The organism is Micromonospora gifhornensis (genome assembly GCF_016863515.1).
GTDB classification, from domain to species: Bacteria; Actinomycetota; Actinomycetes; order Mycobacteriales; family Micromonosporaceae; genus Micromonospora; species Micromonospora gifhornensis.
This window is the reverse complement of record NZ_BOPA01000003.1, coordinates 19,721-35,210: the sequence shown is the minus strand read 5'-3', so window position 1 is coordinate 35,210 and position 15,490 is coordinate 19,721. Positions and strand designations below refer to the sequence as shown.

Here is a 15,490-nt window from a genome sequence, read left to right as displayed (position 1 = left end):
CACCAGCTACCTCCCGATGACGCACGCCCAGCTGGAGACGCTGTTGCAGCGGCTCACCGACCAGCTGGCCGCGGCACTGCGCACGGAACCGCTCGACCTGCGCGCCGGGCACCGGGTGGCCACCGAGCTGGTCGCCTCGCACATCGCCTCCGCCGAGGCGCTCGGTCGCACCGTCGAGGTGATCCAACTCCGGCTGGTACGCGACCTGGACCTGGTCGCCGACGACATCGCCGACCGGATGGCCCGGCTGCTCGCCGCGATCGCCACCGGCTACGCCCGCGCCCTGCGCGACCGGACGTTGGACGAGCAGGAGGCGATCCGGCGGGCCGCCCTGATCGCCCGGGCCGACGCGGAGCGGGCGCTGCGGGCCAGCGAGGCACGCTTCCGGCACCAGGCCACCCACGACCCGCTCACCGACCTACCCAATCGGACGCTGTTCGCCGAACGGCTCGCCGCGGTCTGCACCGCACACCGCGACGACGTCCACCGGGTCGGGCTGTGCTTCCTCGACATCGACCGGTTCAAACGGATCAACGACTCGTACGGGCACCAGATCGGCGACCGGGCGTTGGTGGCGGCGGCCCACCGGCTCAGCCGTGCCGTGGAACCTCACCTGGTGGCCCGGCTCGGCGGGGACGCCTTCATGATCCTCGTCGAACGCTCCACCGGCACCGGGGACGTGGTGGCGGTCGCCGAGTCGGCGCTGGCCGCCCTCGCCGAGCCGGTGCTGGTCGGCGGGCACGACGTGACGGTCACCGCGAGCGTCGGTGTGGTGGAACGCCAGGTCGCCGGCACCACTCCGGACGACCTGTGGCGGGCCGCCGGCAGCACCCTGCACTGGGCCAAGAGCGCCGGCGGCGCGGGCTGGGCGCTGTACGACGCCGAACGCGACAACCGGGAACAGGCTCGGCAGGCGCTCAGCGCGGCCATCCCCGGCGGGCTGGAGCGCGGCGAGTTCTACCTCGACTACCAGCCGTTGACCTCGTTGCAGGACGGTTCGGTGCTCGGGGTCGAGGCGTTGGTGCGCTGGCAGCATCCGCAGTTGGGGGTGCTGCGTCCGGACAGCTTCATCGGGCTGGCCGAGGAGACCGGCCTGATCGTGCCGCTCGGCTCCTGGGTGCTCGCCGAGGCCTGCCGCGAGGCGGTCGGCTGGTCGGCAGCCACCGGTGAACCGCCGTACGTCAGCGTCAACCTGGCCGTACGTCAGCTGCGCCGCCCCGACCTGGTGCAGGAGGTGTGCAGCCTGCTGCGACACACCGGCCTGCCACCGAACCGGCTCCAGCTGGAGATCACCGAGAGCATGATGATGAGCGGCGCCGAGGAGCCGGTGCGCACCCTACGGGCGCTTGCCGACCTCGGGGTACGCATCGCCATCGACGACTTCGGTACCGGCTACAGCAACCTGGCCTACCTGCGGGACCTGCCGGTGACCGAGCTGAAGGTGGCAGGCGAGTTCGTCCGGGGCCTGCGCGCCCCGGAGGCGGCCGACGAGCGGATCCTCGCCTCGCTTGTCTCGCTGGCCCACGCGCTGGACCTGACGGTGACCGCCGAGGGCGTGGAGACCGTCGGTCAGGCCGAGCGGCTGCGCGCGATCGGTTGCGACGCCGGTCAGGGCTGGCACTTCGGCCGTCCCGCCCCCGCCGATCACATCCTCGCCCGGCTGCGCTGAGGTGTAAGGAAGGGCACCCTGTTAACGCCTGCGGTAGAGCAGGGGACCCCTGTTAACAGTCAGCCGTTCAACAGAGCGGTCAGGCGGTCGGCCTGGGTCTCCCAGCGCCACTCCCGTTCCACCCAGGCCCGACCGGCCGCGCCGAAGGTACGCGCCAGGTCCCGGTCGGCGAGCAGGGTGCCCACCCGGTCGGCGAGTTCGGTGACATCCCGGCCGTTGACCACGTACCCGGTCTCCCCCTGCCGCACCGCGTCCGGCGCACCGCCGGAGTCACCGGCCACCACCGGCAGGCCGGTCGCCGACGCCTCCAGGTAGACGATGCCGAGCCCCTCCACGTCCAGCCCCCGGTTGCGGGTCCGGCAGGGCATCGCGTACACGTCACCGGCGGCGTAGTGGGCGGGCAGGTCCTCCGCCGGAACCGAGCCGGTGAAGACCACCGCATCCTCGACGCCGACCTCGCGGGTCAGCCGGGCCAGCGTCGCCCGGTACGGTCCGCCACCGACCACCAGCAGCGCCGCGTCGGGCACCCGGCTGTGGATCAGCGGCAGCGCCCGGATCAGCATGTCCTGGCCCTTGCGCGGCACCAGCCGCGAGACGCAGACCACCACCGGCCGGTCGGCCAGCCCCAGCCGGCGGCGGACCTCGGTGCCGTCCACGCCCGGGTGGTACAGCTCGGTGTCCACGCCGGGGGCGAGTTGCCGCAGCTCGGTCAGCCCGTCGAGGGCGCGGGCCAGCCGGCTGCGGGTGTACTCCCCCAGGTAGGTGACCACGTCCGCGCCCCGACCGATGCGCCGCAGGGCGGTCCGGGCCAGCGGCAGCGCCGCCCAGCCCACCTCGTGCCCGTGGGTGAGGGCGACCACCCGGCGTACGCCCGCCCGGCGGCGCAGCCCCGTGGCGAGCAGACCCAGCGGGGCCGCCGCCCCGAACCAGACCTTGTCGCAGTCGTAGGCCCGAGCCAGCCGGGCCGCGCGACGGGCCACCAACGGGGTCGGCAGCAGCATCCGGGTCCGCTCGCGGATCACCTCGAACGGCTGGTCGGCGTCGAACTTGTCGGCATCCGGCCAACTCGACGCGTACACCACCACCGAGCCGGCGGGCTGGCGTACCGCCAGGTTGTGGACGAACGACTGGATGCCGCCGGGACGCGGCGGGAAGTCGTTCGTGACCAGCAACGTGCGACCCATCAACCGGCCTTTCTGGCGTACGCGCGGGCGGCGGCGATCCGCTCCACGGTGGAGGGGTGGGAGGCCGAGTAGAGGTACTCCCAGCGGGGCGGATCCGGGTCGGAGAGGTTCACCGAGGACAGTCGCCGCTGCATCGACTCGAAGGCGGCCGGGTCACCGGTCAGCGCGAGCGCGTGCGCGTCGGCGCGGGCCTCGACCCGGCGCGACATCAGCGCCTGCACCGGCGCGAAGACCAGCCCGGCCACCGTGACCAGGGCGAGTAGCAGCCCGAACGCACGCGGCTCGGCGACCGAGCCGACACCGGCCAGGCGCAGCAGTGGCGGCCAGGAGCCGATCAGGTAGAGCGCCACCACGGCGGCTGCCGCGCCGAGCGCGCCGGTGAGCGTACCGACCGGCACGTCCCGGTCCCTGGCGTGGCCGAGTTCGTGGGCCACCACCGCGGTCACCTCGGCGTCGGTCGCCTCCCGCAGCAGGTTGTCGTAGACCACCACCCGGCGGGTCGGGCCGAATCCCGAGACGTAGGCGTTGACCGCCCGGGTGCGCCGGGACGCGTCGGCGACCAGCACGTCGCGCACCGGTACGCCGTCGCGGGCGGCCAGGTCCATCAGCTGGGTACGCAGCGGCCCCGGCTCCATCGGGCTGAACCGGTTGAACACCGGCTCCACCAGCACCGGCAGCACGAACGACAACAGCACCACCAGGGTCGCCGCCCCCGCCGCGCCGAACGCCCACCACCAACGCGGGGCGAGTCGCACGACGGTGTAGAAGCCGAGCAGGGCCACCGCGCCGACGACGGCACTGACGGCGTACGACTTGAGCAGGTCGACGGTCCAGCCGGCCCAGCCGTTGGTGGCCAGTCCCCACCGGGTGAGCACGCTGTGCCGCCAGGCGGCGAAGGGCAACGTGACCAGGTCGGCCACGAGCACCACGGCGAGCCCGCCGAGAATCGCCTGCGCGGTCCAGTGGTCACCGAAGGGGCGCCCGGCCAGTTCGATCAGGCGGCTGCCCAGCGGGGTGAGCCCGAGCGCGAGCGCCACCAGCAGGCCGACACCGAGCACCGTCCAACTGCCGGGGCGCAGCGCGGAGCGGAACTGTCGGGCCCGTTCCACCTGGTCGGCGGGGAGTTCCCGGAGTGCGGCAAGCTGATCGGCGCGGGGCGCGGGCGGACGGTTCCACGGGATCAGCACCAGCGCCGCCACCAGCAGCGCGAGACCGAGCCCGGCCAGGGTGAGTACGGCCCAACCGCGCGGGCTCACCGGGCCACCCGATCCGCCTGCGGCGACCCGGCGCAGCGACCGGTATCGGACCGGCCGTCCGCTCTGCCGCTCATACCGTCGCTCCTGTCGCCATGGGCGCCAATCCTATTGCCCGGCCCACGTTGTCCCCACTCGAGTGGATCGCAACCGATCCGGTCAGGAGCGGGAGAGGCGGCGCAGCAGCGAGTCCGCGCCCAACGGGTAGGCGCCGTGTCGGCGTACCCCGTCGGCGACCTCGCGGTCGGAGGAGACCACCACCACCGCACGCCCCGGTGGCTCGGCGCGGACCAGCCGGCGGATCAGTTCGTCGGCGGTCTCGCCCTTGCGGGAGAAGAGCACCCGCACCCCCCGCGGGGTGGGCGGCAGCCCGTGCATCCGTTCGGCGCCGTCGAAGACCACGGTGACCTCGTCACCGGTCTGCGCGGCGATCCCGCCCAGGCCGGTGATCAGCCGCTTGCGCTGCTGTTCCAGCGACATCTCCCCGAAGCCCCGCTTTGTCACGTTGTAGCCGTCGACCACCAGGTGGGCGCGGGGCAGGGCGAGCAGCTGGTCCAGTCGGGCCGGGTCGTCGGTGTCCCGGGCCCGCGCCGCGGCCCCGGTGGAGGTGGCCGTCGAGGAGTCGGCGAAGGAGTCGGCGACGAAGTCGGCGGGCAGCTTCTCCACCGGATCCAGGGCCAACTCCCGGCGCAGCCCGACGGCGGCCTGCCCGATGGTCTCCAGCAGTAGCCACAGGCGGGCGTCGTCGACCGAGCGGGCCTCCTTGGCGCTGGCCCGGGCGACCCCGGCCGCCGCCTCGGCTTCGGCCAGTCGAGCCCGAGCCCGGCGCAACTCGGCGTCCGCGTCCGCCGCCGCCCGCGCGGCCCGGCCCCGCTCGGTGGCCAGCAGCTCACTCGCCCGACGTTCGCGGGCCTGACTCTCCCGCAGCGCCCGGGCCAGCTGGCGGGACTCCTCGCGCAGTTGGCCCAGTTCCTCGCGGACCCGGGCCAGTTCGTCGCGCAACTTGTCGGCCTCGACCCGGGCCACCGCGCGGTCGTGGTCGGCCCGGTTGGCCCGCTGTTCGGCCTGGCGGACCAGTTCGGCCACCACGGCGGTGTCCGCCTCGGCGCGTACCGCCGCGCCGCTGGCCTCGATCAGCTGCCGCCACCCGCGCGGCCGGGCCAGGTAGGCCAGGGCGGCCACCTCGACCGGATCGGCGGCGGCGGGGGCCGTCCCGTCGACCACAGCGGCACCCAGGTCACCGGCGTCGGCCAGCACCCGGGCGGTGACCCGCTGGCGGAACAGCGGGTCGGCGGCGAGTTGGGCGGCGATCACCGGCGCGCCGAGGCGGGCCCGCCGGTTCGGGGCGAACTTGGCGACCCGACGCAGCGGCACGGGCACCTCGTCGCCGGGCAGGCCGGGCAGCACGGCGGCGGTGAGTGAGACGATCCGCTGCCGGACCGGCTCGGGCAGGCTCGGCTCCGGCTCGGGCGTCTGCTCGGCGTCGGGCGTCTGCTCGGCATCCGGATCGGCGGGGGTCTGCGCATCGGCGGTCCCGGCGTCGGCGCCGCCGTCGGCGGCGGTCTGCGGGTGCGGCGGGTCCCCCAACCCCCCGGCGGCGGCGACATCGGCGAGGTCACCGGCAGCCGGCACCGCGACGACCTGCTCCTCCTGGGAGAGGTTGTCGTCGTACGGCTCGGTGAGGGGCATGTGGCAAGTCTCCCACCGCGACCGGGCCCACCGCCCGGTGAGTGAGCCGATCTCTCATCCTAGACCGGTGGCGGCGAATGGGACCGGTGGGGCGGGAGTGTCGGACCGGACGGTTACCGTGCCGCCGATGGCAGCACAGGAATACCTCCAGCCGGCGCTGGCCGGGCTCGACCCGGCCGTCGACGGCGTCGACCCGGCGCTGCCGCTGTATGCGACGACGTTCGTGGTCGTCGACCTGGAGACCACCGGTGGGGCACCGGACGGCGGCGGCATCACCGAGATCGGCGCGGTGAAGGTACGCGGTGGCGAGGAGCTGGGGGTGCTGGCGACCCTGGTCAACCCCGGCGTGCCGATTCCACCGTTCATCACCGTGCTGACCGGCATCACCGAGGCGATGCTGCTGCCCGCGCCCCCCATCGAACAGGTGCTGCCGAGCTTCCTGGAGTTCATCTCCGATGCCGTGCTGGTCGCCCACAACGCCCCGTACGATGTCGGTTTTCTCAAGGCCGCGTGCGCCCGGCACGGTTACCGCTGGCCCAACCCCCGGGTGCTGGACACCGCCGCGCTGGCCCGCCGTGTGCTGCTGCGCGACGAGGTGCCAAACCGCAAACTCGGCACCCTGGCGGCCTACTTCCGGGCTGCCACCACCCCGACGCACCGGGCGTTGGACGACGCCCGGGCGACCGTGGACGTGCTGCACGGGCTGATCGGGCGGCTCGGCGGGCACCGGGTCGACACCATCGGCGAGGCCATCGAGTTCGCCCGGGCGGTCACCCCGACGCAACGCCGCAAACGGCACCTGGCCGACGGGCTGCCCCGCTCCCCCGGGGTCTACATCTTCCGGGCCGCCGACGACCGACCGCTGTACGTCGGCACCTCGCGCGACATCGCCACCCGGGTCCGCAGCTACTTCACCGCCGCGGAGAAACGCGCCCGGATCTCGGAGATGCTGGCCGCCGCCGAGCGGGTCGAGGCGCTGGAGTGCGCCCACTCGCTGGAGGCGGAGGTCCGAGAGCTGCGGTTGATCGGGGCGCACGCCCCGCCGTACAACCGACGGTCGAAGTATCCGGAGCGGGTGGTCTGGCTGAAGCTGACCGACGGGCCGTACCCCCGGTTGTCGGTGGTGCGGGAGATCTCCCCCGACGACCGCGCCTACCTCGGGCCGTTCTCCTCGCGGCGGGCCGCGGAGCTGGCCGCCGCCGGCTTCCACGACGCGGTGCCCCTGCGTCAGTGCACCCATCGGCTGTCGCTGCGTACCGTCACGCCGGCCTGCGCGCTGGCCGAGCTGGGCCGCTGCCCGGCACCCTGCGAGCACCGCATCACCCCCCAGGAGTACGACGCCGTCGCGGTGACGCCGTTCGCCGAGGCCACCACCGGCGACGCCAAGCCGGTGGTAGACGCCCTGCTGGCCCGGATCGAGGCACTGGCCGCCGGTCAGCGCTACGAGGAGGCGGCGGTGCTCCGATCACGACTGGCGGCGGTGCTGCGCGCGACCGTACGCATGCAGCGGCTGGCCGCGCTGACCGGCATCGCCGAGGTGGCCGCCGCCCGGCCGGCCGAAGGCGGCGGCTGGGAGCTGGCGCTGGTGCGGCACGGTCGGCTCGCCGGAGCGGGGGTCAGCCCGCCCGGGGTCCACCCGCGACCGACCCTGGCCACCATCCGCGCCACCGCCGAGACGGTGTCGGCCGGGCACGGCCCGGTCCCGGCGGCCACCCCGGAGGAGTCGGAACGGATCCTGTCCTGGTTGGAACGGCCGGAGACCCGACTGGTGGAGATGTCGGCCGGTTGGGCCTCTCCGGTGTCCGGCGCGGGTCGCTTCCGTGACCTGTTGACCAAGGCCGAGAACGCAGCGTCCCGTCAACTCTGGTCCGAACGCTCATGAGCAACTGACCGATCGGACTACGTCGACTCACTTAGTCTGTTAAGGGAGTGCAGTCCTGCCCGTTTCGAGGTTCTGCTCCCGGTTGCCGATCCGCAGGCGCGCCGGTGCGGAAGTGAGGGGGTGTCCCACGTGGACGTCGACGCCGGACGCGGCGGCGCCCTACGGGGCGCACTACCCGCACAACCAGGCGAACTTCCGCTCGCCCGCCGACTCCGGTCGCTGCTGAGCTGGCCGACCACCGACACCGAGCCGGTGGGGCAACTCGTCCGCACCCACCGCAGCATCCATTCGGGTGCCGACCCCGCGGTGCTGCGCCGGTCGTACACGATCGCCGAGAACATGCACCGCGGCCAGTTCCGCAAGAGCGGGGAGCCGTACATCACCCACCCGCTCGCGGTCGCGCAGATCTGCGCCGAGCTGGGCATGGACACCACCACGCTGGTCGCGGCGCTGCTGCACGACACCGTGGAGGACACCCGCTACACGCTGCAGGCCCTCGCCGAGGACTTCGGCCACGAGGTGGCCCACCTGGTCGACGGGGTCACCAAGTTCGACAAGGCGTTCTACGGTCAGGCCGCCGAGGCGGAGACCATCCGAAAGATGATCATCGCGGCCGGCAAGGACGTCCGGGTGCTGATCATCAAGCTGGCCGACCGGCTGCACAACATGCGCACCCTGGGCGTACGCTCGGCGGCCTCCCGGGAACGGATCGCCCGCAAGACCCTCGAGGTGCTGGTACCCCTCTGCGACCGGTTGGGCATCCAGACCCTCAAACGGGAACTCGACGACGTGGTGCTGCTGCACCTGGAGCCGGACGAGCACGCCCGCATCGCCCGCCACGTGCACGACCGCCCCGGCTGGGACAGCTACCTCAACGACGTGGTGGCCCAGGCCAAGGTGGCGCTGCGGCGGAGCCGGGTCGACGCCCAGGTCGCGCCCCGACCCCGGCACCTCTACTCGATCTGGAAAGACACCGTCGCCGGCGGCCACACCGTGCCGTACGACCTGCCCCGCATCACCGTCGTGGTGGACGGCCCGGCCACCGACTGCTACGCGGCCCTCGGCGCCATCCACGGGCTCTGGCGACCGGTGCCCGGCCGGTTCAAGGACTTCATCGCCTCCCCGAAGAACAACCTCTACCGCTCCCTGCACACAAGCGTCTGCGGCCCCCGCGACCGCACCGTAGAGGTGCTGATCCGCACCGAGGAGATGCACCGCTCAGCCGAGTACGGGGTGGCCGCCGACTTCCGCTTCCCCCGTGCCAGTGGCGCGCCGGCGGCCCGTACCGAACAGCTCGACTGGTTGCGCCGGGTGCTGGACTGGGAGCAGGACGCCGCCGACCCGGCGCAGTTCCTCCAGTCGCTGCGCTGCGACCTGGCCGAGGCACAGATCCAGGTGGTCGCCGAAGGTCGGCAGATCGTCCTGCCGGCCGGGGCGACCCCGGTCGACCTGGCCTACGAGTTGGGCACCGACCGGGGCGAGCGATGTCTCGCCGCCCGGATCAACGGTCGGCTGGTCCCGCTCTCCTCCGAGTTGGAGGAGGGCGACGTGGTCGAGATCTTCACCGAGACCGACGAGGAGTGCTCCCTCGACGCCGAGGTCGCCCCGCGCGGCCCGCGCCGCGAGTGGCTCGGCTTCGTCAAGTCGCCGCACGCGCAGATGCAGATCAACCGCTGGTTCGCCGAGCACAGTGAGCCCGGCATCTCGATCAGCGACAAGGTCCGGCTGGGCCGGGCCACCATCGGGCTCGCCCTGCGCCAACACAACCGAGGGCTGGCCAGCGACCTGCCGCTGCTGCGGCTGTCGGAGGAACTCGGCTACCCCGACCTGGAAACCCTGCTGGTCGCGGTCTTCGACCGGGTGCTCGAACCGGACGCCGTCGTACGCCAACTCATCGACCTCGTCGACCACCGGCAGTAAGGCGACCACCGGCAGTGACGCACCGCGTTCCTCGGGCGCGAGCGCGTCTCGCGGCCACTAGCCTGAAGCCATGACCCCCCGCTCGCGCCGCATCGGACGCGCCGTCGCATACCAGGTCTTCTATCGGCTTCCGCCGTCGGTACGGCGCCGGCTGGTGCGGCTGGCCGTGCCGAAGTACATCGTCGGCGCGGTCACCCTGGTGCACGACAGCGAAGCCGAGGGCGCGGGTCGCCTGCTGCTGCTGCGCCAGCCACCGGGTCGAGGCTGGTCGCTGCCGGCCGGGCTGCTGCAACGCGGCGAGAACCCGGCCGTGGGCGCGGCCCGCGAGTTGCACGAGGAGTCGGGCGTACGCCTCTCCCCCACCCAGTTGACCCCGGCGACCCCCAACGCCGTCGTACACGCCAAAGGCTGGGTGGACGTGGTCTTCACCGCCGAGGTGCCGGCGTCGAGCACCACGCTGACCGTGGACGGGGCCGAGGTCTTCGAGGCCGCCTGGCATCCGCTGGACGACCTGCCCAAGCTGACCTGGCCCACCGCGCGACTGCTCGCCTACTACGACATCGGTCCACTGGCCGGGCAGTTCCCGCCACCACTGCCCGACACCCTGCCATGACCAGCCCACCACCCGATCCGACATTCTCGCCGGCACCGACGTCCTCGGCGGCCCTGGCGTCCTCCACCTCCCCGCGGGCACTGACGTCCCCGCCAGCCGCGACCTCGGGCGGGCCTGGGGTGGGGGCCGTGGCCAGCCTCGACGGTGAACTCTGCGCGGTGGTGCTCGCCGCCGGGGAGGGCACCCGACTACGCCCGCTGACCCAGCGGTTACCCAAGGCACTCTGCCCGGTGGGCAACGTGTCACTGTTGGATCGCGCGCTGGCCCGGCTCGCCGGGCTCGGCCTGGCCGGGCCGCAGCAGGTCGCCGTCAACGCCTGCTACCTCGGCGACCAGGTGGTCGAGCAGGTCGGCACCCGAGCCCACCTCTCGGTGGAGCAGGGCACTCCGCTCGGCACCGCCGGTGGGGTCGGCAACCTGCGAGACTGGATCGCCGGTCGGGGCGTACTTGTCGGCAACGCCGACGCGTACCTCGCCGACCCGGCGTCGCCGCCCGGGCCCGACATCGCCGCGCTGCTGCACGACTGGGACGGCGAATCCGTACGCCTGCTCGGCCAGCCGGCACCCGACCCGACGGCACCGGGCACCTTCGACGGGCACCTCTTCACCGGCTTCTCGCTGCTGCCCTGGCGCCTGGTCCGGGAACTGCCGCCGACCTTCGGTGACCTGGTCCGAGCGGTGTGGCGCCCCGCCGAGGCGGCCGGTCAACTGACCGTGGTCCCCTACCCGGGCACCTTCTACGACACCGGCACCCCCGCCGACTACCTCACCGCCAACCTGCACGCCGCCGGCGACGACAGCCTGGTCGATCCGACCGCCACGGTCACCGGTCACTGCCACCACTCGGTGATCGGCGCAGGCGCCACGGTACGCGGCACGGTGACCCGCTGTGTGCTCTGGCCCGGTGCCACCGTCCACGCGGACGAGCATCTCCACGACGTGATCCGGGTCGGCGACGACCTCACCGTCCCCGCATCCTGACCCGTCCCAACCGCCCTGACAGTTCCGATCGCCCTGCCCCGCCCGGGCAGCCCTGACCGGTTTCCGAGCCCCGGGTGCGCCGGGCTTTGCCGTCCCAGCAGCGCTGATCCGGTCGGCGGGCCCTAGCATGGGCGAGGAAGACCGACGAACGGAGAACCTCCAGTGATCACCGCGATCGTGCTGATCGACTGCGCCACCGACGCGATTCCTGAGGTGGCCGAGGCCCTGGCCAACCTGCCCGGGGTGAGCGAGGTCTACTCGGTGGCGGGACACGTGGATCTGATCGCCATGGTCCGGGTCCGCGAGTTCGACGAGATCGCCCGGGTGATCGCCGGCAGCATCTCCAAGGTGCCGGGCGTCCTCAACACCGAGTCCCACATCGCCTTCCGCGCCTACTCCCGCCACGATCTGGAAGAAGCCTTCGCCATCGGCCTAGCCGGCGCCGACTAACCCCCACCCCCACCCCACCCCCACCCCACCCCACCCCACCCCACCCCACCCAACCGCGCCCTGCCCCACCCCGCCCCGCCCTCAGCTCGTCGATCTTGCACTTTCGGTCGCCTAATTGCACCTTTTGGTGGTGAATGTTCCGACCGAAAGTGCAAGATCGCGCGGAGAGGGTGGGGGTGGGGAGAGGGAGGGGAGGGCATGGGAGGGGGTGGGGGGGGTGAGAGCCGGCCCAGCCTGGGTGGGCTGGGCCGGCTGGTTGTGCTGGTTGTTGGTCAGCTCTGCTGGGGCGCCGGGCTTTCGGTGATGGTGCCGCCCGGAGCCGGGGCCCCCTCGGTGGAGGTGCCACCCGGAGCCGGCGTGGTGCCGCTCGGGGCCGGCGTGGTGCCACCCGGAGCCGGGACGGTACCGCCCGGGCTGGGCGTGCCGCTCGCGCTGGTCTCCGGCACCGGGATGCCGAGTTCCTCAGCCAACTGCACCAGGGCGTCGTAGTGCGCCTGCAGGACCGGCAGAGCGGTCTGCGCCAGCTGGACCACCTGGGTCTCGGTACCCTGCGAGATCTCCGTCTGGGTGGCCTGGATGGCCTGCAGGTGGCCGGCCAGCCCCTGGGTCACCCAGAGCCGGTCGAACTCCTCACCACTTGCGTTGTTCAGCTGGTCGAGAGCCGTCCGCTGATCAGGAGTGGGCTCGTTCGGCAACTGGACGTTGAGCTGCCCGGCCAGGTCCTTCACCTGCGTGTCGAGATCCTGGTGATCGGTGACGATCATCTGTGCCAGGTCCTTGACCTGCTGGTCCTGGGCCTTCTTCTCCGCAAGCTCGCCGGCCTGCACCTCGTAGAGGTTGACCTGGTGGATCGCTTGCAGGTACTGGGTGTCCTGCTCCGACGGCTGCGCGGCCGCCTGCGCTGCTGCGGCGGGTGCGACACCCACCAGCACCAGTGCGGCCAGCAGGCCGAGGCGTTTGATTCCCAACATGCTTCCTCCCCGTTGAGACGTTGGACCGAACGGATACCCGGCTGACCGGGGTTATTCCTGCGATCCGGTGACGGGCGGGAAGCTCCGACGGGGCGGCGAAGGGCGGGAAAAGGGCGTGGCGCCCGCCGGAGTGATCCGGCGGGCGCCACGTCCCACTGTGCGAGTCGACTCAGCTGCGGCGGCTGTCTCCGCTGCCGATCTCCTCCCGCTCGGCGCGGGGCTCGACCGGCGGGTGCCCCGGCGAGACCGGCGCTTCGGCCGGCTTCTCGATCGGGTAGAAGAAGCCCCGGATGGCCGGGCCGAGGGCCCCGAGCCGGTTCATCTTCTTCGGCACCACCCAACCGGCGTACGGCAGCTCGCCGTGCTCACCACCCGAGCTGAGCGGCTGGTGCACCTCGACGAACCGGCCGTCGGGCAGCCGTCGGATGATGCCGGTCTCCACACCGTGGGCCAGCACCTCCCGGTCGTGCTGCTGCAGGCCGAGGCAGATCCGGTAGGTGAGGTAGTACGCCACCGGCGGCAGGACCAGCAGACCGATCCGGCCGGCCCAGGTCATCGCGTTCAGGCTGATGTGGAACTTGTCGGCGATGACGTCGTTCGCACCGGTGAGCGTCAGGATCACGTAGAACGTGATGGCCATCATGCCCAGGGCGGTACGGAACGGCACGTCGCGGGGACGCTGGAGCAGGTTGTGGCTCCGGTAGTCCTTCAGGTAGCGAGCCTCCATGAACGGATAGAACAGGGAGAGCATGACCAGGATGCCGGGTAGCACCACTGTCGGCCAGAACAGCGGCGGAATCACGTAGCCGTCGCCGATCGGGATGAAGATCTCCCAGTCCGGCATCAACCGGGTCGAGCCGTCCAGGAACATGACGTACCAGTCGGGCTGGCTGGCCGCGGAGACGACCCACGCCTCGTACGGGCCGAACAGCCAGACCGGGTTGATCTGGAACAGACCGCCCATCAGCGCGATCACGCCGAAGACGACCATGAAGAAGCCGCCCTGCTTGATCGCGTACCGGGGGAACATCCGCTCGCCCACGACGTTGCCGTTGGTCCGGCCCGGGCCCGGCCACTGGGTGTGCTTCTGCTTGAAGACCAGCCCCAGGTGAACGCTGATCAGCGCGACAAGCAGGCCGGGGATGAGCAGCACGTGGGCGATGAAGAACCGGCTGATGATGATCGTGCCGGGGAACTCGCCGTTGAAGACCGACGAGGTCACCCAGGACCCGATCACCGGGATGGAGAGCATGATCGCCGAGGCGATCCGCAGACCGGTGCCGGAGAGGCCGTCGTCCGGCAGCGAGTAGCCGGTGAAGCCGGCCAGGAAGCCGACCCAGAACAGCAGCGAGCCGATGATCCAGTTGGTCTCCCGCGGCTTGCGGAACGCGCCGGTGAAGAAGACCCGGAGCATGTGCACCACGATCGCGGCCATGAACAGCAGCGCGGACCAGTGGTGCATCTGCCGCATGATCAGGCCACCCCGGACGTCGAACGAGATGTCCAGAGTCGAGGCGTACGCGGCCGACATCGGCGTACCCCGCAGCGGGGCGTAGCTGCCGTTGTAGATGACCTCGGTCATCGCCGGCTCGAAGAAGAACGTCAGGAAGACACCGGTCAGCAGCAGGACGATGAACGAGAAGAGCGCGATCTCGCCCAGCAGGAACGACCAGTGGTCCGGGAAGACCTTGTTCAGCAGCCGGCGCAGCGGGGTCGCTACCTGGAAGCGCTCGTCGACAGCGCGGCCGGTCTTGGCGGGCATTGCCGCCATGTCAAACTTGCGCCGCTTCACGGCCGCTCCCAGAAGTCGGGCCCGACAGCTTCGGTGTAGTCGGACTTCGCCACGAAGTAGCCCTCAGCGTCCACTTCGATCGGCAACTGCGGCAGTCGCCGGCTGGCCGGACCGAAGATGGGCTTCGCGTTGTCGGTGATCAGGAACTGCGACTGGTGGCACGGGCAGAGCAGCCGGTTGGTCTGCTGCTCGTACAGGCTGGCGGGGCAGCCGGCGTGCGTGCAGATCTTCGAGTACGCGGCGTAGTTGCCCCACATGTAGCCGCCGTGGCCCACCCGCTCGTTGTTGCGGCGCGACTCCTCGGCGTCGGCCTCGCGCAGGTGGATCAGCAGGGTGGGCGAGTCGGCGTGCAGGTTGCTGACGCCGTGCTCGATGCCGGGGAAGACGGTGATCTGGCCACCGGCGCTGATGTCCGCCGGCCGGATCGGCCGGCCGTCCTCGCGTACCAGGCGGATCTTCTGCCCGTCCTGCGGGCTGAAGCCGGTGACCATCATCTGGTTGTTCTTGTGCGGGTTGGAGATCAACCCACCCACCAGCGGCGCCGCGGCGACCGCGCCGACCGGCGCCAGGCCGACCAGCAGCGAGACGCCGAGCAGCGGGCGGCGCTTCACGCCCAGCTCGTCGGCCATGTACGCCATGGTCTGCCCGGTGATCCGCTGGTCGTCGGCGGACACCGCGCCCTCGTGCCGGTCCTGGATCGACACCTCCTTGGGCAGCAACTTCTTGCCCCAGGTGAGGATGCCGAAGCCGAGGCCCAACAGGGCGATTCCGAGGGTGAGGCCGAGCAGCGGGGTGTAGAGCTTGTCGCCGCCGCGACCCATCTCGTACTCCCACGGCCACCAGATGTAGACCACCAGGAAGGCCGTCGCGGCCAGGCCGGTGAGCAGGAACATCGCGGCCACCGTACGGACCAGCCGGCGCTCGGCCTTGCTGCCCGGCATGACCTGCGGCTCGTAGTGCACGATCTCGATGTCGTCCCGGCGAGCTCCCTCACGGACGATGTCGAACTGGCTCAGCCGGGGGTCGTTCACGTCTACCTGCTCGTGGCCCGGGTGGGCCGTGTGGGTGCTCATGCCGCCACCTCGCT

The 15,490-nt window shown here is 71.9% G+C and carries 12 protein-coding genes; 6 read left to right on the top strand and 6 right to left on the bottom strand.

The genetic code is table 11. The features are described from left to right. Positions 1 to 16 precede the first annotated feature (16 nt). Positions 17 to 1,669 (top strand): putative bifunctional diguanylate cyclase/phosphodiesterase, encoded by a 1,653-nt coding sequence (locus Vgi01_RS01595; RefSeq protein ID WP_239088765.1) that lies wholly within the window; start codon positions 17 to 19, stop codon positions 1,667 to 1,669. 59 nt (positions 1,670 to 1,728) lie between these two features. Here Vgi01_RS01595 and Vgi01_RS01590 read toward each other — a convergent pair whose 3' ends face one another. The 3 genes from Vgi01_RS01590 to Vgi01_RS01580 form a co-directional block, all read right to left on the bottom strand. Then, entirely contained in the window at positions 1,729 to 2,853 is a 1,125-nt protein-coding gene (locus tag Vgi01_RS01590; RefSeq protein ID WP_204289934.1) for a glycosyltransferase family 4 protein, read from the bottom strand. Then, positions 2,853 to 4,109 (bottom strand): M48 family metalloprotease, encoded by a 1,257-nt coding sequence (locus tag Vgi01_RS01585; RefSeq protein WP_204289933.1) that lies wholly within the window; start codon positions 4,107 to 4,109, stop codon positions 2,853 to 2,855. The genes Vgi01_RS01590 and Vgi01_RS01585 overlap by 1 nt, the downstream gene beginning before the upstream one ends. Before the next feature lie 156 nt (positions 4,110 to 4,265). Continuing rightward, the gene (locus Vgi01_RS01580) at positions 4,266 to 5,795 is read right to left on the bottom strand and encodes an NYN domain-containing protein (protein WP_204289932.1); all 1,530 of its coding nucleotides are present in this window, start codon (positions 5,793 to 5,795) and stop codon (positions 4,266 to 4,268) included. Between the two features lie 127 nt (positions 5,796 to 5,922). Between Vgi01_RS01580 and Vgi01_RS01575 the strand changes: the two genes are divergently transcribed. From Vgi01_RS01575 to Vgi01_RS01555, 5 genes are all read left to right on the top strand, one after another. Then, the gene (locus Vgi01_RS01575) at positions 5,923 to 7,677 is read left to right on the top strand and encodes a DEDD exonuclease domain-containing protein (RefSeq protein WP_204289931.1); all 1,755 of its coding nucleotides are present in this window, start codon (positions 5,923 to 5,925) and stop codon (positions 7,675 to 7,677) included. Positions 7,678 to 7,806: 129 nt separating this feature from the next. After that, complete coding sequence (locus Vgi01_RS01570; protein ID WP_102659503.1) at positions 7,807 to 9,597, top strand: RelA/SpoT family protein; 1,791 nt, start codon at positions 7,807 to 7,809, stop codon at positions 9,595 to 9,597. Positions 9,598 to 9,667: 70 nt separating this feature from the next. Further along, positions 9,668 to 10,210, top strand: coding sequence for an NUDIX hydrolase (locus Vgi01_RS01565; protein WP_102659478.1), 543 nt, complete (start codon positions 9,668 to 9,670; stop codon positions 10,208 to 10,210). A gap of 128 nt (positions 10,211 to 10,338) precedes the next feature. Further along, on the top strand, positions 10,339 to 11,190 hold the full coding sequence (locus tag Vgi01_RS01560) for a sugar phosphate nucleotidyltransferase (RefSeq protein WP_102659502.1): 852 nt from the start codon (positions 10,339 to 10,341) through the stop codon (positions 11,188 to 11,190). 162 nt (positions 11,191 to 11,352) lie between these two features. Then, complete coding sequence (locus Vgi01_RS01555; protein ID WP_013735163.1) at positions 11,353 to 11,640, top strand: Lrp/AsnC family transcriptional regulator; 288 nt, start codon at positions 11,353 to 11,355, stop codon at positions 11,638 to 11,640. A 272-nt stretch (positions 11,641 to 11,912) separates the two neighbouring features. Here Vgi01_RS01555 and Vgi01_RS01550 read toward each other — a convergent pair whose 3' ends face one another. The 3 genes from Vgi01_RS01550 to qcrA all read right to left on the bottom strand — a co-directional run bounded on the left by Vgi01_RS01550 (position 11,913) and on the right by qcrA (position 15,476). Then, positions 11,913 to 12,611: a DUF4142 domain-containing protein gene (locus tag Vgi01_RS01550; RefSeq protein ID WP_204289930.1), complete on the bottom strand. Its 699-nt coding sequence runs from the start codon at positions 12,609 to 12,611 to the stop codon at positions 11,913 to 11,915. A 169-nt stretch (positions 12,612 to 12,780) separates the two neighbouring features. Continuing rightward, entirely contained in the window at positions 12,781 to 14,403 is a 1,623-nt protein-coding gene (gene qcrB, locus Vgi01_RS01545; RefSeq protein ID WP_204289929.1) for a cytochrome bc1 complex cytochrome b subunit, read from the bottom strand. Next, positions 14,400 to 15,476, bottom strand: a complete 1,077-nt coding sequence (gene qcrA / locus Vgi01_RS01540) for a cytochrome bc1 complex Rieske iron-sulfur subunit (RefSeq protein WP_204289928.1) — start codon at positions 15,474 to 15,476, stop codon at positions 14,400 to 14,402. The genes qcrB and qcrA overlap by 4 nt, the downstream gene beginning before the upstream one ends. Positions 15,477 to 15,490 lie beyond the last annotated feature (14 nt).